Annotated in this window: 21 protein-coding genes; 12 read left to right on the top strand and 9 right to left on the bottom strand. The window is 35.0% G+C overall.

Translation table 11 applies throughout. From position 1 onward, the window contains the following. Positions 1-702 precede the first annotated feature (702 nt). The 4 genes from WA340_RS13030 (at position 703) to WA340_RS13015 (ending at position 3532) form a co-directional block, all read left to right on the top strand. Complete coding sequence (locus WA340_RS13030; RefSeq protein ID WP_336129411.1) at positions 703-1539, top strand: RteC domain-containing protein; 837 nt, start codon at positions 703-705, stop codon at positions 1537-1539. Positions 1540-1845: 306 nt separating this feature from the next. Next, positions 1846-2130 (top strand): helix-turn-helix domain-containing protein, encoded by a 285-nt coding sequence (locus tag WA340_RS13025; RefSeq protein WP_336129410.1) that lies wholly within the window; start codon positions 1846-1848, stop codon positions 2128-2130. A 3-nt stretch (positions 2131-2133) separates the two neighbouring features. Continuing rightward, positions 2134-2886: a hypothetical protein gene (locus WA340_RS13020; RefSeq protein ID WP_336129409.1), complete on the top strand. Its 753-nt coding sequence runs from the start codon at positions 2134-2136 to the stop codon at positions 2884-2886. After that, complete coding sequence (locus WA340_RS13015) at positions 2870-3532, top strand: ATPase (RefSeq protein ID WP_166966866.1); 663 nt, start codon at positions 2870-2872, stop codon at positions 3530-3532. The genes WA340_RS13020 and WA340_RS13015 overlap by 17 nt, the downstream gene beginning before the upstream one ends. Before the next feature lie 104 nt (positions 3533-3636). Here the strand turns inward: WA340_RS13015 and WA340_RS13010 are convergent, their stop codons facing one another. After that, the gene (locus WA340_RS13010) at positions 3637-4269 is read right to left on the bottom strand and encodes an N-acetylmuramoyl-L-alanine amidase family protein (protein WP_336129408.1); all 633 of its coding nucleotides are present in this window, start codon (positions 4267-4269) and stop codon (positions 3637-3639) included. A gap of 189 nt (positions 4270-4458) precedes the next feature. Here WA340_RS13010 and WA340_RS13005 point away from each other — a divergent pair, with 189 nt between their 5' ends. The 8 genes from WA340_RS13005 to WA340_RS12965 all read left to right on the top strand — a co-directional run bounded on the left by WA340_RS13005 (position 4459) and on the right by WA340_RS12965 (position 11724). Continuing rightward, complete coding sequence (locus tag WA340_RS13005) at positions 4459-4746, top strand: hypothetical protein (RefSeq protein WP_073243663.1); 288 nt, start codon at positions 4459-4461, stop codon at positions 4744-4746. A 307-nt stretch (positions 4747-5053) separates the two neighbouring features. Then, complete coding sequence (locus WA340_RS12995) at positions 5054-7456, top strand: TraG family conjugative transposon ATPase (protein ID WP_336129406.1); 2403 nt, start codon at positions 5054-5056, stop codon at positions 7454-7456. A gap of 4 nt (positions 7457-7460) precedes the next feature. Continuing rightward, on the top strand, positions 7461-8093 hold the full coding sequence (locus WA340_RS12990) for a conjugal transfer protein (protein WP_442920777.1): 633 nt from the start codon (positions 7461-7463) through the stop codon (positions 8091-8093). 9 nt (positions 8094-8102) lie between these two features. Then, the gene (locus WA340_RS12985) at positions 8103-8927 is read left to right on the top strand and encodes a hypothetical protein (protein WP_336129405.1); all 825 of its coding nucleotides are present in this window, start codon (positions 8103-8105) and stop codon (positions 8925-8927) included. A 19-nt stretch (positions 8928-8946) separates the two neighbouring features. Then, positions 8947-9555 (top strand): conjugal transfer protein TraK, encoded by a 609-nt coding sequence (locus WA340_RS12980; RefSeq protein WP_336129404.1) that lies wholly within the window; start codon positions 8947-8949, stop codon positions 9553-9555. 36 nt (positions 9556-9591) lie between these two features. Continuing rightward, the gene (traM, locus tag WA340_RS12975; RefSeq protein WP_336129403.1) at positions 9592-10521 is read left to right on the top strand and encodes a conjugative transposon protein TraM; all 930 of its coding nucleotides are present in this window, start codon (positions 9592-9594) and stop codon (positions 10519-10521) included. Then, positions 10518-11354 (top strand): DUF4138 domain-containing protein, encoded by an 837-nt coding sequence (locus tag WA340_RS12970; RefSeq protein ID WP_336129402.1) that lies wholly within the window; start codon positions 10518-10520, stop codon positions 11352-11354. Before traM ends, WA340_RS12970 begins: the two co-directional genes overlap by 4 nt. Positions 11355-11361: 7 nt before the next feature. Then, positions 11362-11724 carry a hypothetical protein gene (locus tag WA340_RS12965; RefSeq protein WP_166966852.1) on the top strand — a complete coding sequence of 121 codons (363 nt, stop codon included), beginning with the start codon at positions 11362-11364 and terminating at the stop codon, positions 11722-11724. A gap of 15 nt (positions 11725-11739) precedes the next feature. Here the strand turns inward: WA340_RS12965 and WA340_RS12960 are convergent, their stop codons facing one another. The 8 genes from WA340_RS12960 to WA340_RS12925 all read right to left on the bottom strand — a co-directional run bounded on the left by WA340_RS12960 (position 11740) and on the right by WA340_RS12925 (position 19979). Continuing rightward, positions 11740-13107, bottom strand: a complete 1368-nt coding sequence (locus tag WA340_RS12960; protein ID WP_336129401.1) for an RNA-binding domain-containing protein — start codon at positions 13105-13107, stop codon at positions 11740-11742. A 131-nt stretch (positions 13108-13238) separates the two neighbouring features. Next, positions 13239-15248, bottom strand: coding sequence for a hypothetical protein (locus WA340_RS12955; RefSeq protein WP_336129400.1), 2010 nt, complete (start codon positions 15246-15248; stop codon positions 13239-13241). A gap of 115 nt (positions 15249-15363) precedes the next feature. Then, positions 15364-16947 carry a type IV secretory system conjugative DNA transfer family protein gene (locus WA340_RS12950; RefSeq protein ID WP_336129399.1) on the bottom strand — a complete coding sequence of 528 codons (1584 nt, stop codon included), beginning with the start codon at positions 16945-16947 and terminating at the stop codon, positions 15364-15366. A gap of 5 nt (positions 16948-16952) precedes the next feature. Beyond that, a complete protein-coding gene (gene mobB / locus WA340_RS12945; protein ID WP_336129398.1) occupies positions 16953-17984 on the bottom strand; it encodes a MobB family relaxase in 1032 nt (343 codons plus the stop codon). Between the two features lie 21 nt (positions 17985-18005). After that, complete coding sequence (locus WA340_RS12940; protein ID WP_336129397.1) at positions 18006-18422, bottom strand: BfmA/BtgA family mobilization protein; 417 nt, start codon at positions 18420-18422, stop codon at positions 18006-18008. Positions 18423-18852: 430 nt separating this feature from the next. Continuing rightward, a complete protein-coding gene (locus WA340_RS12935) occupies positions 18853-19050 on the bottom strand; it encodes a hypothetical protein (protein ID WP_336129396.1) in 198 nt (65 codons plus the stop codon). Positions 19051-19061: 11 nt separating this feature from the next. Then, complete coding sequence (locus WA340_RS12930) at positions 19062-19514, bottom strand: JAB domain-containing protein (RefSeq protein ID WP_336129395.1); 453 nt, start codon at positions 19512-19514, stop codon at positions 19062-19064. A gap of 123 nt (positions 19515-19637) precedes the next feature. Then, a complete protein-coding gene (locus WA340_RS12925) occupies positions 19638-19979 on the bottom strand; it encodes a single-stranded DNA-binding protein (protein ID WP_336129394.1) in 342 nt (113 codons plus the stop codon). Positions 19980-20144: the final 165 nt, after the last annotated feature.

Below are 20144 nucleotides of genomic sequence, written 5' to 3'. Positions count from 1 at the left end.
TAAAATTTGATTATTATAAAAGCACTAGGTAATCTATACCCTTTTTTAGGGAGTAACCAGAAAAATAAAACAAAGGGGTTCTAATAGGGGTTTGAATTTTGTCGAACAATGACTAAAGATGGCGAAATAATGGTTTTTAAACAAACCAATATTTATAAGACGTTACAAGGGAAACACCTAACAAAATTAACTTTTAGGCATAAAAAAAGCTCATCTTTCGATGAGCTTATGCGGTCTGGACGGGACTCGAACCTTGCTCTATGAGCCCAACCATAGCAGCATAACTGCCAAATATCTTCAATAATGTTGACGATTTGTGACCTATTTACAATGCTAAATAGTTCATTTTGTTCTCGTCTGGTACAAAAATAATAATTTCAATGAACTTAATATATTTTATTTCAAAAAAAATTATATAAAAGTGTCAAAATGATTTTATCATAGTCCAAACTGTATGCAAAATCGCTATAATGTTAGATAATTTTTAATTTATTTCTGAGTATTTCTATAAATGATTTTGTGCATCACAAATTACTTATTTATATTGGCTTCTAATTACTTCAACGTTAATTTATACAAAAAAAGGCATAATTATTGATAAATTTTATCAAACTGTCTATAGGTTGTTACCACTAAACACTATTTTCAAAATCTAAAATAACTCTATCTATTTACAGTTGAAAACCCTGTAAAAAGTTAGATATGAAGCTACTATTACTTGCTCAAAATTTAGAAAATCAGTTGTTAGAAATCAAAGAAAATTCAAAAAACATAATGCAGAGATCAAATCGTTCTATTTTAATATGCACAAAACTTCTAGGCAGTTTTAAAAAAGAAATTGCAAAAAATGGCTTCAAATCAATTTCAGATGAGATTTTCTTTTTTAAATACACAAAACAAATTCCACTTAAACAACTCATTTATTTTTCTGAAATTCGTTCTTTTGAGATTCAATTCCCAAAAACAGACAAAGATTCACAACTTAAATTTCTTAAAAGGAAAATGCAGAAAGTTAACCGATTTTTTATTTACAATTTAGATTTTGGTCGCTATGTAGATTCTGGCGCCACTAATTTTGATAAAGAATATTATACAAGAGATTACCTAGACACTTTTCATATCACTACCTCAAAATTTTACTTTCAAGACCCAGAATTTTGCACGCCTAGAGATATGCTACTTGGTAAGTACAGAGCTTATTATTCATTGGTACATTATATGGCAGAGAAAAAGCGTAGCATTAAAAACAACCTGAATGGTAAATTAGTAACTACTCAACCGGTTGAAAAAATGCATTGGCCATTTTCAAACACAGATTATGTAGAATTAGTCTATGCTCTATGTGCTAAAGGTTTGGGTAAACAAAATAATCAAGGCATAATGCAAGTATCCAAAAAGTTACAACAGCTCTTCGATGTTGAACCAAAAGATATTTACAAGACTTATCAGGACATAAAAAACAGAAAAAATAGCAGAACACTATTTCTCGACCAACTTTCTACATCTTTGCTCATAGAAATGGATAAAAGCGAAGAGTGATTTTTTCTACAGTCCTTTATTTTACAACAAAAAAAAGTAACCGTAGTACGGTTGACCTACGGTGATTCAATTTTTTAATAAATTTTACTCTTTTTGCAGTCGCGAAAGCATACTTCCACACATCAAAATCAATCAAAAAGTATCAAATTTCAAAATGTTAAATTTTGACCGTAGTACGGTTGTACTGGGGAATAAAACCCATTAAAGCTGTTCAAATTTGTAGAACGAAAGTCAAATCAGGTTAAGGGCTATCAATTAAAAATATAAAAATACTTGATAGTCCTTTTCCATTAAAACCGTTCTATTATGCCGACAAGTATTATTACAACAGACGACCTTCGGGAATTCAAGATGGAATTACTCGATGACATCAAAAAACTATTATCCAAACAAGCTACCGGAAAACTCAAAAGGTATCTCAAATCTTCAGAAGTTATGGATGTGCTTCAAGTTAGCCCAGGCACTTTGCAAAATCTTCGTATCAATGGTACGCTGCCATACACTAAAGTTGGTGGTATTATCTACTACGATGCTGAGGAAATTCAAAATATAATGACTGCCAACCGTGTACAGCACGGTTCAAATTCTTAAGTAATGAACTATATAAAGCTACTCAATGCGGCTTTTGAAAAGTTCTATTTTGATGACCGCCTAAATCCTACCCATATCAGTCTGTATATGGCATTGTTCCAAGAATGGAACAGCAGTCGCTTTGCAGACGAATTTTATGTGAACCGTAGGGATGTAATGCGTTGTGCTAAAATAGGCTCAAAATCCACTTACCATCGTTGTGTTACTGATTTGGACTCGTGGCTTTATCTATCCTATTTCCCATCTAACAATCCATACAAGGGCAGTAAAATCAAGATGTCCATTATTGGGACAAGTGATGAACCTGATATGGGACGGTACAATCCCACATTAGAACAGCTTGCGGAACAGTACTATCCCATACGTGAACCAGTTGTGGGACAGCACCATCCCATAAATGGACAGGTTGTAGACCCACACCGTCCCATAGGTGGACAAGCATTGGTATCTACTACAAACAATATCAAACAAGAAAACTATACAAAACAACCAAAGGGCTGGCAGGCCGTAATTGATTTTTTTATTGAAAAAGGTTTTAATGCTGATGAAGGAAAAAAATTCTACGAGCATTATGAAACTAGGAATTGGCAAACGAGCGATGGTAAGACAATTCGCGATTGGCGGGCTTTGGCTACGAATTGGATGGACAGAACGGAATTATTTGATGAGGAAAACAAATTAAACAAAAAACAAGCGTCCCAAATCAAGGACAACTTGCGAACCACTAAAAACAAAGATTATGGACAACCCCTCTAAAATTATCGAAGGTGGCGTGGAATATTCGCTAGGAAAATTTGACGGCAAAAGCGTTGTCTATGACTTTCCAAAAATTTTAATTTACCTGAATGCAAAAGGAAAACTATTGTTTGGCAAGAAATTCAGAATCTATGAAGAGGATAAAAACATACTGCTTAAACTTTGTTCATACTTCATTAAGGATAAAGAGAACTGTGCTACTTACGGTATTGACATTGACAAAGGTATTTTACTTTCTGGACCTGTTGGATGTGGTAAAACTACCCTTATGAAATTGCTACGACATATCGTTCCATTACAACGTCCTTACGAAATGATTCCCTGCCGGAATGTAACTTTTGGTTTTAACCACCTTGGCTTTAAAACGATTGAAGAATACGGCAATACTAAATTCTATTGTTTTGATGATTTGGGCGTTGAACCAGCTGGACGGTTTTATGGAAAAGACTTGAACGTAATGGGCGAAGTGCTCTTATCCAGATATGAACTCTATCTCGATACCAAACACAAAATCAAAACTCACGCTACCACAAATCTAAATGCTGAAGAACTTGAAGAACGCTACGGAAATCGTGTTCGTAGCAGAATGCGGGAACTGTTTAATTTAATTGCTTTTGATAAAGCTGCTAGTGATAAGCGTAAGTAATCTAGCTTCTAAATGTTTTATATAAGAGAATCACTTCTGAGATAAATTGTACTACTATCTCTTTTAAACTTTTGGTTAATTCTAAAAAAATATCTTTCATAATACTATTGTTTTTGTATGGATAATAAAATAGCAAATGCTATCAATTTTATATTTGCAGAATTTGACAAATAACCACTTTCGTCATTATTGGATAAGAAACCTAGTTCCAAGAGAACAGAAACACAATGACCGGTTGTTTCTTTCAGCACTTGAAAATTTGCAAACTTTACACCTCTGCCCTCATATCCTATAACCTTGCAAAGCATCTTTTCAATTTGATAACCTATATAAATAGATGCTTTTGAATAATTTGTTTGCTTTCTTGAAGCATAAACTTCTATTCCTCTAGCATAAGAATTATCCGAATGATTACAATGTAAAGACACAAACAAATCTGCTTTAAGAGCTTTGGCCAGCTTAGTCCTGTCCGATAAAGAAATGAGTGTATCAGAATACCTGGTCAAATAAATATCCAAAGGGGTATCCGATTCGTCATTCAGCTTCAAAATCGCATTTGCGATATTCAATACAATATCCTTTTCTTGGATTTTATTTATACCTATCGCACCGGAATCTTTTCCACCGTGTCCAACGTCAATTACAATTTGTTTTTGAGTACTCAATTCTTGTCCAAAAACGACACACATTTTTAGAAGCAAAAAGACAAAACTGACGTTTTTGAGCACTTTTTTCATTTTCAATTTTCGGGTTATCAACAACTTTCTTTCAAAATCTCATAGAATTTGATACCAAATCATAGCAATTAAATTCAATTGATTTCAAATAATATTTTATTCACAAATATTTGATTTTCAGTTATTTATGTACAAATATATGTAAATTTCAGAAAGAGAAAATGAATAAAAAATCTAAACAGTTTTATTATGAAAAAATCAATCTACTTAGCAACTTTTTTATCGTTGCTCTCAACATCACTTTTTGCTCAAATTGGTGGTATAGAAGATTCAGTTAATGATGTTGGCGATACCATCAGAACCATTTTTCCAATTTTATTGGGTGTCATTTTCCTAGTTGGCTTCCTGTTTAATGCAGGGCATTTCTTTGGGGAAAATGCGGACCTTAAAAAAGGTATTACCAGAGTACTTGTGTTTGTTTTGATTGCTGGTGCAGTTGTCGGCATCTTCACATACTTAATAGGAATCGTAGTATAAATGAACCCTCATCGAGGGCTTTATTAGAAAAGCTGTATGAAGAAATTCGAGGTCTATAAAAATATTAGGAAAAGGGCGGTCATTTTTGGGCTGCCTATTTCCCTATTCGCTCTAATGATGGTTTCCATTTTAGCTTCGCTACTCATTATCATCTTCTCTTTCAGCTTTGGGATAATAATTGGCATACTCGTTTTTAATGCTGCCTTGTACGTAGCCTTAACTAGAATAACGCATAACCCGCAAATATTTCAGATGGCTAAAGCCTTCCCTAGAATAATAAGTAATAAAAGAAACTCTGGCTTCGATTATGAACAAAATTAATCTTTCAGCATATAACCCTATTACGGATATTCAGGACAATATCATATTTGCCAATAATGGCAATGTTGTCCTATGCTATGAAGGAACGCTACCAGAAATTTATTCCCTATCAGAAAAAGACTTTGAAGATATACACGGTGCTTGGTTTCAGGCTTTAAAATCATTGCCCATTGGTACGGTAGTGCAAAAGCAGGATATCTACCTTAAAAAGTTATATACTTCAGAAGCACTTCCGAATACAACTTTTTTAGAAAAAGCAACCCACGACCACTTCAAAGGGCGCAACTATATGGAACATCGTTGCTTTTTATTCTTTATGCTCACAAAGAACAAAGCGCTGAACAATTCAAAATATGTCAATCCTTTCCGTAAAGTTTCCAAAGGAATTGTTCAACAGCTAGATGATAACGTGCAGCGCTTCATCGGCTCTGTTAGTGATTCTATTTCCTTTATAAACAATAGCCGAAAAATGAATTTTCTTCCGCTTAACGCAAAAGACATTCAACAACTCACAAATGGTTATTTCAATGGCTTTAACGAAGGGTTTGATACGGATATCATATTAGATAAGAAAAGCGTCAATATTGGCGAAAACCATTTTGATGCCCTGGCCATCAATAGCGAACTGTGCTTTGGCGAAAGTGTACAGAGTAGCAAGACCAATGAGAAATTCACTTCTGACGATTTTGTGTTTCATCAAGGGTTTATTGATGGTTTAGGGCTTACGCTTAATGAGAACCACATTGTTAATCAAATCCTCTATTTAGATGACAAACAAAAGTGGCGAAAGCTGCTCGATAAGAAAGTCGAGGAACTCAATAAAAGTTCCAACTTCGGTTCACAGAACAAAGTCGTACTAGGTAAAATTCAACACATTCTTGACCAAATCAATGCCGATGATAATGCACGTATTATACGTGGTCATTTAAACATAGTGTACTGGGATAAAAACCCAGAAAATTTAAGCCGAATCGGTTCTAAAATCAAAACTGAATTTAAGGAACTGGATATTATCCCATATTATCCAAGAGGTGAGGAACGGAAGAACTATATACTAAATAGTTACTGCTGTTTTTCTTCAAACTTTTCAAATAACGATTTATATGTAACGGATTTAAAACACGCCCTATGCTTGTTTATTAATAATGCTAACTACAACTCGGATGCTACTGGAATTATCTTTAATGACAGGGAACATAACGTTCCAGTTCTAAAGGATGTTTGGGACGAGCGCAAGAAGCGTATCAAGGCACGCAACTTTGCCATTTTTGCGCCAACGGGCGAGGGTAAATCATTTTTAGCCAATAATATTTTACGCCAATATTTTGAAAGTGGTGTGCGATTGGTCATAATAGATTTGGGTGGATCCTACACCAAGTTTGCCAAACTCTATCCTGAAAAATATACGGTGCTTCGTTACGAGAGTGGGAAAAACTTAGGTATCAATCCTTTTTACATTAGTGATGCAAATGACCTCACACCTGAACGTTTGGAAGACTTATCGGTATTCTTATTTGAATTGTTCGCTTCAGATTTAAAAGTGTCCAAGGCACAATCAGTTTCGGTTAAAAAGATATTGCGCCACTATTACAACAGTACATCAGAAAATCATTCGCTAGATGGTTTTTGCAACTTTATAGAGAGGAATCAGAAAGACCTTCTGAACACCTTAAAAATCCATCCCGACTATTTCAATATTACTAGCTTTTTGCACGTAATGTCCGAATATGTCGGCGATGGTCTATATAGCTTCCTCTTTGAAGTAAGCGAAGACCAGACCTATAAAATTGAGGACAAACGCCTAATTGTTTTTGAACTGGATGAAGTCAAGGATAACAAGGAAATTCTGTCCGTAATGCTGAAGCTGATAAAATCGGCTATCCAAAGAACCATTTGGAAGAATCGTGCTGAAAAAGGCATCATCCTTTTCGATGAGTTTGCAAAACAATTAAAGTTTGACAACGTACTTGAAAGTGTAGAATTCTACTACCAAGCCATTCGTAAACAAAATGGTGCGATTGGGATTATTCTTCAATCCATAAACCAGCTTCCCAATAACTCAACATCAGCTAGCATATTAGAGAATACGCAGGTCATTTACAGCCTTAACAACGAAAAAGGCTATGACGAATTGGTCAAAAGGCTCAACCTCTCAAGTCACGACCTGAACCAATTAAAATCCATCAAGAATAATCTTACCGGACCACGAAAATACACCGAAATGTTTATCAAAATAGGTAGGGAAAGCAACATTTTTAGGCTTGAAGTTCCTAAAGAGGTGTATGCAGCTTATCTGACAGATGGACAAGAAAATGAAGAAATAATGAAGCTCTACAACGAGCATCACGATATGGAAAAAGCAATCATTCAATTCACATCTAAAACATAATATTATGAAATCGAAGATTCACGAATACCAGAAGAAATATTCAGCAATGAGTAAAACAAAAATCAAAACATTCTTGTTCGGGCTATTCTTAATGGTTGCCCTTTTATTACCTAGTGGCGCTACCGCTCAGGGCATGCCAGTTTATGACAATACCAACTTTATTAGTTTGGTTAAATCGCTTGTAGAATCGGCAAAACAGACCTCTCAACTTATAAAGTCCGTAAAGTTTTTGAAAGATGCAAAGGAAGCTATAGAGAAAGTATCTAGTGTTGTTCAACAGCTTAGAGCAGTTGAGGAAATTGCACAGAACAATCAACGCCTTATCAATATAATGCAAAACGATTTGCAGGATATTTTAAACTCGCCTTATATCAAACCAGGGGAAGTAACACGAGTTGCGGAATCATTTGAAGCCATAGTCCAAAACTCTTTGGACACGGTTGATTTTATGAGTGAAATCTTATCCAGCGATAATCTTAAAATGTCTGATGCTGAACGCGCTGAAGTTTTAAAACAGAAAGAGAAAGAATCTAAGGAAATGGTTTCGATTATCAACACAAAAACAAAACGCTATCGCGATATCATTTCTTTTAGAAAAATGCAGGATAAAGTGAACAATCGAGAAACCACCTATTAAAGAGAGATAATGTCAATCGGACTAGAATATATCGATACTGTTTTTCAAACTATTCAGAATAGTAGCTTCTCGCAATACACTATTGCTGGAATGAAAACGCTCGCTGTATTGTTCTTTCTGGTCAATATCCTTAAAAAATACAATGAGGGTATTGCTGATAAGGATGGGTATTCTTGGGGGCTGAGTCCTGGGGATTTGGCTAAGAACTTTGCCATAGTGCTCATAGTCATTTTCTCAACTCAGATTTTAGGTTTTTTCGATGGCATTCTGGTCGCTATTGAAGGACAGTACCGCGGTACCGCGCCAGCACTTTTGCCGTTACAGATGCAGGATATTCCTATAGAAGAAGAAATAAATTTTTTAGAGGCCGCTCAGGCCGCAATGGCCTTATTATATGAAGCTCTTGTCACACCACTTTACGGATTCAAAATATTTGCATTTATCATTAGTCTTATCCTTTGGATATTGGATTTGTTCATCTACCCGCTGTTCCTTGCAGAACGCTATTTTATATTGGGTATTATGCAAGCCTTCTTTCCATTGGTCATAAGTCTTGCGGTTTTTGAAAAATTCCGTTCACTTGCCTATACCTTTTTTAAATTATACGCTGCGGTCTATATGTTGGTGCCTGCATTCTTTCTGGTTAATGTATTCGTAAATGCACTCTATACAGAAATCAATACGAATTTCTGGACGAATCTTTTTGGAACTGATGTAGGTCAAGGCTTTTTTGCACCTGTGGTTCAGCTTGGGTCGGTTGGTTTTATCGTTTTTCTAAAATTCAAATTATATAAGCGCGCCACGTCATTTACCCTAAGATTATTTACTTCCTAAGGCAGATAAAAATATAATTATGAAAACACCATATAAGAACATATATAATGTCTTAAAGTTGAACAGATTTATCGTGTTGGCAGTTGTCATTTTTGCAATGCTATCCAGCACCTTTTCACTATGGGTGGCATTTAAGACGAACAAAGATTCCCTTAATAGTGCCTTTGCTATCAATACCGATGGTAGTATTATTCCGCTGAAGCTCGTTACTCAAAAAGAAAATTTCAATGTAGAGGCATTAGCACATTTGGACCTATTCCACAACTACTTCTATAATATCGACGCCAGTAATTATGAACGGAATCTTGAAAAGGCGCTTTGGCTAGGAAATAGTTCTGTGGACAATCTATATCGCCAGAAAAAAGCTGATGGCGTCTACAATCGATTATTGCAATATTCGCTCGTTCAGAAAGTACTGAGCATAGATTCACAAATAGGGGAACAAAACGGAACATACACCTTTAGAACGGTTACCGTCTTTGAAATAAATAGAGGTTCAATAATAGACACTTATGAACTGGTTTCTAGTGGAAACCTAATTCCCGTTGATAGGAACTTTCCAAATAATCCGCACGGTTTGTTGATTACAAACTATTTCGAAAACACCTTAAAAAAATTAAACGATTAAAGTTAAGCCGATAATCGGCATTTAAAAATCACTATTATGAAAGTAGAAAAGAATAAAATTGTCTTTGCAGCTGTACTGGCTGTGATTTTCATTTTCCTGATTTCCTATTCTGTAATGATTATGGGCGATGACGAAAGTGAAAATGAAAACCTTGAACAGACCTTAGTTCCAGACTTAGAAGAAAATCAAAAAGAATACGATTCCAAGCTTGATGCCATCAATGACTTAAAGGAAGTGCGCGAGAATAACGCACCCAGTATCTACGATGAAAAACTTTTGGATTCCACAGGTCTTTACAATCCTGATTTGCCAGAGCTCGAAAAAAAACGCATTGTGGATAGTATATACAATGCAGGTAAAATTCAATACTCTGAAAAGAAGTATCGCAACTTAGAGCAAAAGAAAGTTGCTCAAAAGAGCTCACAACAAATCGATTCAACCGAAATTATACGAGAGCAAAAAATTCAAGCCAAAGAATTAGGGCTAGAACATCAATTATTCTTTGCTGCCTCACCAAAACCCAATGAAGTTTCAATTATTGGCAGTACAGATGAAACGATTTATGTAGTCGTGGATGGCGACCAGATTGTTAAAGCGAACACTAGATTGCGAATGCGCCTTACCAAATCAGCAACTATAAATGGTAAGCTGATGCCAAAGAATACACCAGTCTTCGGATTTATAAGTTTTCAACCCAATCGTGCCTTAATCGAAATTGAGAACATTAAGCATCATCCGACCAAACTTAAAGCTTTTGATTTGTTAGATGGTAGCGAAGGTATATATGTGCAAAATAATTTTAGAGCGGAAGCAACGAGAGAAGTGCTGGATGATGTTATTGGCGATATCAATATTCCGACTGTTCCACAGGTGGGCGGAATCACACAGGTATTTCGGCGTTCTAATCGAAGGGTAAAAGTGACCGTGTTGAACAATTATAGATTAATCCTAAAACCAAAATTATGAGAACAATAATCCTAATATTGATTGTGTCAGTTTCAACTTTTACGAAAGTTAATGCACAAGCAACACACGTACTAGATACAATTTATGCAAACGATACTAAAAATGTTGCGTTATTTTTCCCAGAACCTATTAGACAGGGCATAACCGGTTCGGATAATTTTGTTTTCAGCTATAATCGTGAAAAAGAACAATATTTCGGGCTGCTTCAGGCTAAACCTGGCAAAGAAAGTAATCTACTGGTAGTCAACAGGAATGGTGCAATTTTTTCGTATATTGTAAGATATAAGAAGCATCTGTCAAAGCTCAATTATTTTATCCCATTATCAAATAGTATTGGGAATGAAAAGCCAATTGTAACCGATTCGATTCAGGTTGTAACTTCTGAAAAAAATATAGATAACAGTACCTACTATTATCAAAAATTCTGCTCCTATCTTCTTAACAGAAACCAACGTATTGGTCGGATTAAGAAGCGAATGCAAGGCATTGTCTTGAATGTTGAGAATGTTGTTTTTGATAAAGAAGAACTCTACTTTGTTATCCAGATTGAGAATAATTCTACGTTGGATTACGATTTGAATTTTTTGAACCTCTCAATCGAGACTCGACAAAAAGGGAAAAAGAAATCTTTACAGAGTTTATATCAAGAACCTATTTACAAACACTATCTACCTTCAAAAATTGCAGAAGGAAAAATGGTGCGGTTTGTTTATGTAATGCCTAAATTTTCATTGTCCAATGACCGTAGGGCAATTTTAGAATTGAACGAGAAAGATGGCGAACGAAATATAAAACTGAATATATCACATAGATATATCAATAACCCAAATTAATAATATTATGAAAAGATTACTTATTTGCTCACTTGTACTTCTATTTATTTCCTGTGCCGGGAATAATAATATGTCCCACACCGAAACAGCTCAAATTGTTGCTGAAAGTTTCTTCTCAAAAGATGAATCAGCTTTAAAAAAGCATACAACATCAGATGGATATGCCAGTTTAATCACAGTTCAAAATATGATACCAGATTCTGATAAGGAAATTAAAGTAGAGATTTTGGATGAAGCTATTGAAGGTGAAATTGCCTGGGTAAAATATAAAACCTCTTTTGATGGAAAGTCAGGTGTCTTTAAGCTAGTCAAAGAAAATAACCAATGGAAGGTAACGAGCAAAGATCCGAGGGAAAAAGGGCCTTTTTAAAAAAGAAGCTTTGTTTTAATTTTTGTCAAGGTTGATTTCCCAATACCCTCTTGTTCCGCCTTGACGCTCAATATATCCAGCATCCTTTAAGTTGTTTAGATGCTTCTGAATTGCAGATTCATTTATATGTAGGACTTCTGCTATTCCTGAACGACTTATGCGGTTATCTTTGGCAATCAATTTCAGTACTTGCTTTTGTCTAAGGGTTAATTCGGAAATAGCATCTATGGTTTTTTCGATTTGACCACCTATTTGACCACCTTTTAGACCACCCATTACACTACTTATTTGACCACCTTCTTCAAGAGCAGTTTCTTTGGCCATAAATGTCATTCTGAGAAAGTTATCTGAAAAACTAAAGCTCTCTTTCCCATAGTGTTCCAAAATACGAGGGATGCCAGAACCTAATTGTTCTACCAGTTCCAAATCCTTAAAAATTCGCATCAGTTCCTTATTCCGTGGGACTGAAAAGCCTTCGAAAAACTCTTGTTTGCTTAATCCTTCAGGTAAACCACCTGCCGATGTGATTTCAATTCTATCCGTAAAGATTTCAAACTTTGGGGTAATCTCATTGGTGTAGTCATTATGCACAAAGGCATTGATTATTGCCTCACGCAAAGCGATGGGATGCCAAAGATTGACTTGTTGTCGCTCTTTGGCTGTGATTTTGGTAGCAGTTCTGTTCTCGACTGCAATTTTATCTATCACTTGTTTAGTAGCCTTTACTAAACATTCGTGGCCATATTCGTTGCTTTCTATTAAGTCAGTACGGGTCTTTCCTGAATATTTGGCAACTTTTATAGAGGTATTGTTCTTGTCGGCCAATAGATAGCCGGCATAATTGAATGCACCATCCTCGGTAAGCAGTTCCATGTTTTTCGCAAAGGCAGTACCAAGAGTGTAGCCAGCTTCCTCATAGTAGATTTTTAACTGGCTAAAGCTTAAATCTTGCCGACCTGCTTTAATTTTACTGATGGAATTTCGAGTTCGTTTGGCAAAGAGCTCGTCTATCATTTTTTGTGGCATAGGCTCAGCGGCCGAACCTAAACGAATAAAACAACCCTTTTCGCTCATCCCATATTTTTTGAGATGATATGGTTTTTCTGGACCGCTGGCTACAATGATTTTTAGAATGTTCTTCCTGTCCCTTTCCTCACTCACAATATCAAACAAACCGAGTGCTGAAGGACGGATATTGTTCTTTAGTCTGTCCTTAATTTTTAACTGGTCGCTATCAGCATCTGCCAAACCATAAGTGTTCCCTTCTTTATCAACACCAATATATAAAACACCACCCTCCCGGTAGTTCAGAAACGCAATGACCTCTTTTTCAAGTCCATCGGTAAGCTCTCGTTTATATTCTATACGGTTTGTTTCGGTCATTAATTCAAATAAAATAGAACAGTAAATATAATGATATTAAGATTGTTGGAATAGATATAGTTGACAATGATGGTTTGTCAGATATTTTATGTTTGGTATAGATAGTGTTTAGAATTGATGGAAACTAAATATTATTGAGTTGGCAAGTTAAGTTTATCAAACAAAATTTGATTTCTCTTTTTTGAATCCTTAACCATTTTATCAAAACTTATTATTTCGGTATAAAGCTCAAAATTACTATTGTAAGAGAAAAAACCTTGATTGTCTGGATGAGCAGTAAAACCAGCTTTTTTTGCCAGAGTTCTTAATTTTGATGTTAGATCTGAAATTATATAGGCATAATAAGGTGTCCCTTTGCGTACACTTATGGGGCGACCATTAGAGTCTAAAGCGTTGTTTTCTTGAATTTCAATAACATAATTAAGTACTTGTGTTATTGGATTATCAGTTTCACTATAATCGTCTCTCATTGGTTTTTTAAATTCAACAATTACAATTGAAGAATAGTTGTCACTTTCATTAAGTAAATGTGCTTTATTAAATACGACAAGATCGGGTCTTTTTAATGAAGTAGATTCTGTTCTTTTGTTACTAGTAAAGGGTATGTCAGATGCCAAATAATCGTGAAAAGCTAATCTTTCATCAATTATCCATAAATTGTGTTCTTCTAATTGAATTTCATCAGATGTTTTCTTTACAGGAAAAATAAGATTGTGTATAATTTCCTCTTTAGAATATTTGTCATTCTTAGATTTTTTTAAATGCTTGGTTAAATGTTTCAGAATATAAGATCTGTGCACAACATATTCGGCAAGTTTAGAGTTCCCAACTTCAATAATTTTGTTGTACAAATCTGTATGAGTTTTATCAAATGCAGCCTTATGGTCAATTTTCTTAATCGACTCTAACATTTTGTTTGCTTCACGTTTTACGTCTCTCTCAAGGTCATTTTGAAGTTTAAAAAGTTCTATCTCTAATTTTTTACCACCTAGATTTGAAGAAATCTTTTTCAACTCTTTAAGTTTATATTTCTCTAAATACCTATAGCGTGGATGCCTACTTACAAATTTTCTAATATTTTCAAGTCGATCTTGTTCTATAACACTTATATATTTTTGATATATTTCTCGAACAATAGCTACGGCTTTTTCACTTACCTCTATTTTTTCTATTTCATCAGGGAAAAATTCATCCGCCTTAGAAAATGATATTTCTGTCCGCTCTTCATTAACTTTATCATCCAAATAATCACTAGAAACATACACTGCTAATGAAAACTTTTCTCCTTTGTCATCTGTCAAAGGCTGCTTTAATTCAGGTATAAAGTCTGTTAACTTATCATTCATTACTTCTCGACGATGAGCTCTATAATGTATTTTATTATCAGGCTTAGAAGTATACATTTTAACCACCTCAAAGTCGAATTTCTGACCTTTTATTTTTGCACTTTTTTTGTCAAGAGAATTGCGAGTGTAATTCTTGAAATAATCATTTACAACGATTTCATCATTGTTGTCCTTAAGAATTATTCTTGGACAATTAGATTCCCTAAAAAAACTAAAGCAATGTTCAATTATTTTAATTGCAATATCTTCTAAATCGCTATTAGTCCACTGTTGAAAACGTTCGTTTAAATTTTTGAGATAAACGGAAGTACGTCTTTGAGGATTTGAAGATTCTACTTTAAAATTTCGCGGGTTTTCTACTCCATCTTTGCTGATTTTAAATTCAAATTGGCGACGATTGAAATGACCGTTCTGACGATAAACACTATCTATTTCTACGCTAGTAAAAGCTCTTAACCAAGTTATTCGTCCTATGCCTTTTCCACCTTTATTATATTTATAACTTGAATGAGCCAAATTGAAAGAATCCCAGTTTTCAGGATTAAAGCCGATACCATTATCTGTTATTTTAAAGGCAATTATTGGGTTTTTCTTTTCAAAATCAGAATCATTTATTTCACTTCCTAAATTCTCTTGAGGCAACCTTTCAGCTTCTATTTCTATGAGACCTGGGCTGTCTGACTTGAGTTCTTCAATAGCGTGTATAGAATTAACAAGAGCTTCAAACAATGGCAATAAAGCCTTATTACTGGCTAATTTCTTTTCACGAACTTTTCCTGAAATGTCTATGCGCATTATAATCTCAGCTGTTTTAATTAAGTGGTACAATTTACATAAAATTTAAAGGCCTTTAAGATTTTAAAAACACTTTCTGTTATGGCATAAAGCATAATTATTTTTTTGATTACACTTATGTTTCAAATATCGACTTCGCCTCATCATAAATTCGTTCAAAATTAGCCTCTAAATCTTCCTGAGAAAAATGCTTCGATTCCTTTGGCAACTCTCGTTGAATATTAGCCAATTTAAACTGAACTTTCTTATCCTTGCCATCAGCATAAGTGATAAACTCACCTTGCTTTAATCTAAAAAAAACGTCAGCTCTTATCTTCGGAATTTCCTTTTCGCCTGTGGTTATGCGTGTATCAAAATCCAGATTATGACCACGACTAATACTTTTAGTTGGATCTTTGATGATTTCAAAAAAGCGTTCATAGTATTTTGCAGTATCTGGATCGTTTACCTTTCCAAAAAACTGATAGGAAAGATTGCTTAAAATCGCTTTACTTGCCTTGTCGCCATACATCATATCATTTTGAATTTTGTCTTGCATCACATAAATAGTTGCAATGTTATAGCTTCGTAATGTTGCCGGAATACGATGCATATTCAATAAGCGTATGGTCGGTGCTTCTTCCATCAACAAAAATGAAGGTTTGGAATTTCGCACACTCATTTGTTTGGTAATGGTATGAATAATGGTTGCAATTACAGGCGAATACGACGTTTCAAATTTCGGGTTATTGACTATTGAAATGACTGCTGGATTTTCCTCATTGTTTATATTGAGTAGCACTTCATCTGCGGATAATGCCATAAAAATGCGTTGTGTACTAATTCGTTTAAGGGCATTGGCTAGGGTGCTTTTCACACCAGCTGTTTGCCTGTCTGAATCTTTTCCACTTATAAAAGCATCTGCCATTGCCCTTGATGTGGTATTGGTTTCCAGAAACTGAATAAGGCTATCCGTGTCCAATAACTGGTATATTGCTATCAAATGTGGTAGTGTACAGAATTTAGGATAATCTGTTTTCAATTTCCAAATCAATCCACCTATCAAACCTTCAGCAGCATCGTTAAAGAATTTGGTTGTTCCAGTAGTTCCTGATTCACGTTGTTCCAAAAGGTTTTCAATTAACACCCTTGACACCTCGTTTACGCTTTCTTCGTTTTCTAAATAGCGTGGTGCGATAGGATTCACTCGATGAATGATTTTATCAAAGGAAATAACATTAAACGGGATATTACTATCCTTAAACAATGGATATGCCATTTCGGTCAATTCAAAATCTTTATAGTCGTGAATGATTCCGCAAAAGCCTTCTTTCCGAAAATGTTTCAAGAATCCATAAACTACACTTTCTGTTTTTCCGCTTCCAGCAGATCCGATGACGGATGCGCCACGTTTAATATTATCTAGTTTGAAGTTTCCATTATTCGTAGAAAAACTGACCCGATATTTAGTATTTCCATTTTGTACGTTTTCAGTTTTATGCAGAAAAACATACAGTCCTGTATTAATTAGCATAAGAGGACAAACCAAATACAATAATATCGATACTAATTCATTCTCTTGCGAAATATAGAATGTGAGAATTGAAAGCATTGCCATATTCAAAAGAAACGCATATCTACTTATCCGAAACATCATATAGAAAACAGCACTGGACAAACCAATAATTGAAAGAATTGTTATGAGGTTATCTATCTGCATAGGTGTTAGATTCCGATGGAACTTGATTTAATTGCTCTTTCTGCACCACGTCTTAATCGTTTGAAAACACGAAGTGCAATTTGCGCCTGAGTAACAGGAATACTTGGAACGATTGACAATCCCGTTTTCGTCATCATTTTGAAAGCCAATGCTCTTTCGTTAGCTGGTAACTTCATCAAGGCAGCAAAGTAGAGCTTGGGGTTTTTAACAAAATCTTTTCGTGCCTTATAGGTCTCGGCAAAGTTGCGTTTATAACCAAAAGTCTTGTCAAACGTCTTTTCCGCTTTCTCAAAAAATTTATCTCTGTCAAAACCACGTTTTACGTTTTTACCATGCATTTCAACTTCCGAAGCTTTATGTTTACTTCCTGGGGAAAGACTGACCGAATTGGAAGCATCCTTTCTACTCACGATGATATGAATGTGACTTTGGTTCCCATCTTTTACCATTCCCTGGACAATCCGTTTTCCATTTTGGTGATGTGGTGCTAGGCGTTCAAATCGTGAAATTTCTTTTTGCAGTTTTCTGATGTTCCCTTCAGCTCGTCCTTCTTCAATATTTCGGATATCCGTTTTGAGATGAAGTATTTTCGTAGCGAAAGGTTGGTTTTCTTTTATCTGCTTATCCGTTCCTTTAAAGGTGCGTTGGTGTTCGATTTTTGCAAAATATTTTATGTCGTCTATCGTAATTGGTCGCCCATTTATTTCACGATTGAAACTGGCAACATAATCCTTCATCAACTCACGAGTGTAGGTTTTTAAATCTTGACTACTGTTTTGAAGTTTACGTAGTTCATATTTTGAAGGACTGACTGTAATGGAATAAAACTTAGGTTCTTTCTTTTTCAATTTAGCGGTGTTCCCATCAATTTCTTTTACCACTTCTTCAGCGGAAATCTCATCTCCATATTGATTAAAAAAATGTTCCATATCCTGTTGTTCCAAACCTTGATTTTCTTTCTCCAGATAGCCCACAAAATCAGCCGAACTTTGTGAGTAATTTGTACCCAATTTTTGTGCTGTGATTGTAATGTACATAGCTTAAAAAATTAGAGTTGATTACTTATGTTTTGTTTTTACCGCTTCGCTCTCCCTTTCGGTCGTGAATCTCGTAGACTCGATTTCACGAAAGCGCACTTCTTTCTTTTCTTCAGCATATTTCTTTTCTACGATTAGCGGCTTTTTAGTTGGTTCTTCTGTTTCAAAAAGAGATTGAATCATAGCTACGGTAGGTTTAGTTTGTGTCTTTTCGACATCCCTCATTATGGCTATAACCGCATTTATTCTTTTTAAGAGTTTGGCTTCGATGGTGCGTCCTGTCGGACCTAATTTTTCCTTTGGTGAAATTTCGTTGTAGAAGAAAAAATCGAGCATTGTAGCCATAGCCTCGGTGTGCGATTTGAAGTATGTGCGTGAGAATGTTTGGAAACGTTTTGCAGTTTCTTTTTTAAATCTAATTCCAGTAAATGAGTCCATATTTCGCCGATTTGTCGCAAAATCTTCCCTAAAAATGAGCGTTCACAGCCCGTTTGTCGCAAATCGTTGATTGTCAAGAAATTAGAGTGTAATTAATTAACTGATAATCAGGTAATTAAAAACGAAAAGGAATCTGAAACATCGCGAAGCGTGTTACCCTCTTGCTATTCCTTTTCGTCCCGCTCGCGGGACAAAAATCCATACAATCCGGCTAAAAAGCCGATTGCCATTTTCAAGGAAAATAATTTTCCGATATGTTAAATTTCGATGTGTAAGGGTATCGGCGAAAGTTGAAAATGGATAACCCTACATAAAAATTGAATGCTGAATTTCAGCGAAATAAAGATACGTTTTTTTATTGATTTGAGATTAATTAAATACAAAAACACCTCCAAAATTTCAGAGGTGCTTATTTATCAATTTTAAAAAATTATACATTAAAAACGAACTTATAAGAATACAAATTCCGTATCGCTTCTTCTTCAATCATTGTTTCAAAATTGGTATGGTTTTCTTTTACGTATTTGCGAATAGCATCCCAAAATTTTCGTTCCACATCTTTTTTAGAATTTTCTAAAAGTCGGTTTTGAGCCTCTTCGCTCAAGTCTGTAAAATTGAGATATACCATAGTTATTTGTTTTACAAAATTCCACTATCCGAAAAACTATAATAATCCCCATCCGGAATTAGTATCAAGTGGTCAAGAAGTTTTATATCGAACAATTCGGATGCCTTCTTAATCTTGTTCGTCAATCGCTTATCTGCTTCACTTGGCATTAACTTACCACTTGGATGATTGTGGGTTAGTATAATCCCTACCGTTAAAGTTTTTAAAATGACTGCAAATAAAATTCTTACATCAACTAAGGTGCCTGTAATGCCCCCTTGTGAAATTTGGTACACGCCTTTTACCTTATTGCTGTTGTTTAATAATACAACCTTAAAAGTTTCTTGTAATGCGATTGTATCTTTATCCCAATCTTCAAAAAGTAGTTCAGCCGCATCTTGAGAATTGGAAATTTTTTGCCACGAAGAAGATTTCAAGCCTCCTTTGTAACTAATTTTTATTTCATTAACTTGTGCTTTACTCATTGTTTATTATTTTATTTTGAAATCGTGAATCTTCGATTTCATTGTACATTTTATTTAAAGTGTGAATAATGAAAAAAGAGGGCGCAACTTTCCAGAGGAACGCCCTCTTTCATTTAAGGATTACTAGTCGTCTTTGCTTCCAAGTAATAGGATTTCATCTGCTACAACTTCCGTAACATAGCGTTGTTCATTATCATCAGTTGTGTAGCTTCGAGTTTTTAGTTTTCCCGTGATTCCTACTTCCTTGCCTTTTTCAACATATTTCTCAACGATTTCAGCGGTCTTGTCCCAAGCCACTACGGTATGCCAGTTGGTGTCCGTTTGCTTTTCGCCTTTGCTGTCTTTGTAATACTCGTTCGTGGCGAGTGAGAAGCGGGCTACTTTCTTACCGCTTTCAAGGTTCGTAATGGTTGGCTCTTGACCAACGTTTCCAATCAACTGTACGTGATTTTTAATCGTACTCATAACTAAAGATTTAAAGATTAATATTTCCCTTTTCAATTCAACTGTAATTAAATTTTAAGGGGTGTTTGTTTGATTTCTTTCGTGCACCGCACAATGGATAGAGTGGGTTTTGTCAAGACTTTTAGGAAATAAATCAGGTGTGTTTGCGACGTAGTAAAATCCTTG

Source organism: Mesoflavibacter sp. CH_XMU1422-2 (genome assembly GCF_037029245.1).
In the GTDB taxonomy this organism is placed as follows: domain Bacteria; phylum Bacteroidota; class Bacteroidia; order Flavobacteriales; family Flavobacteriaceae; genus Mesoflavibacter; species Mesoflavibacter zeaxanthinifaciens.
The sequence above is the reverse complement of the archived record's forward strand: the minus strand, read 5'-3'. Positions and strand labels throughout refer to the sequence as shown.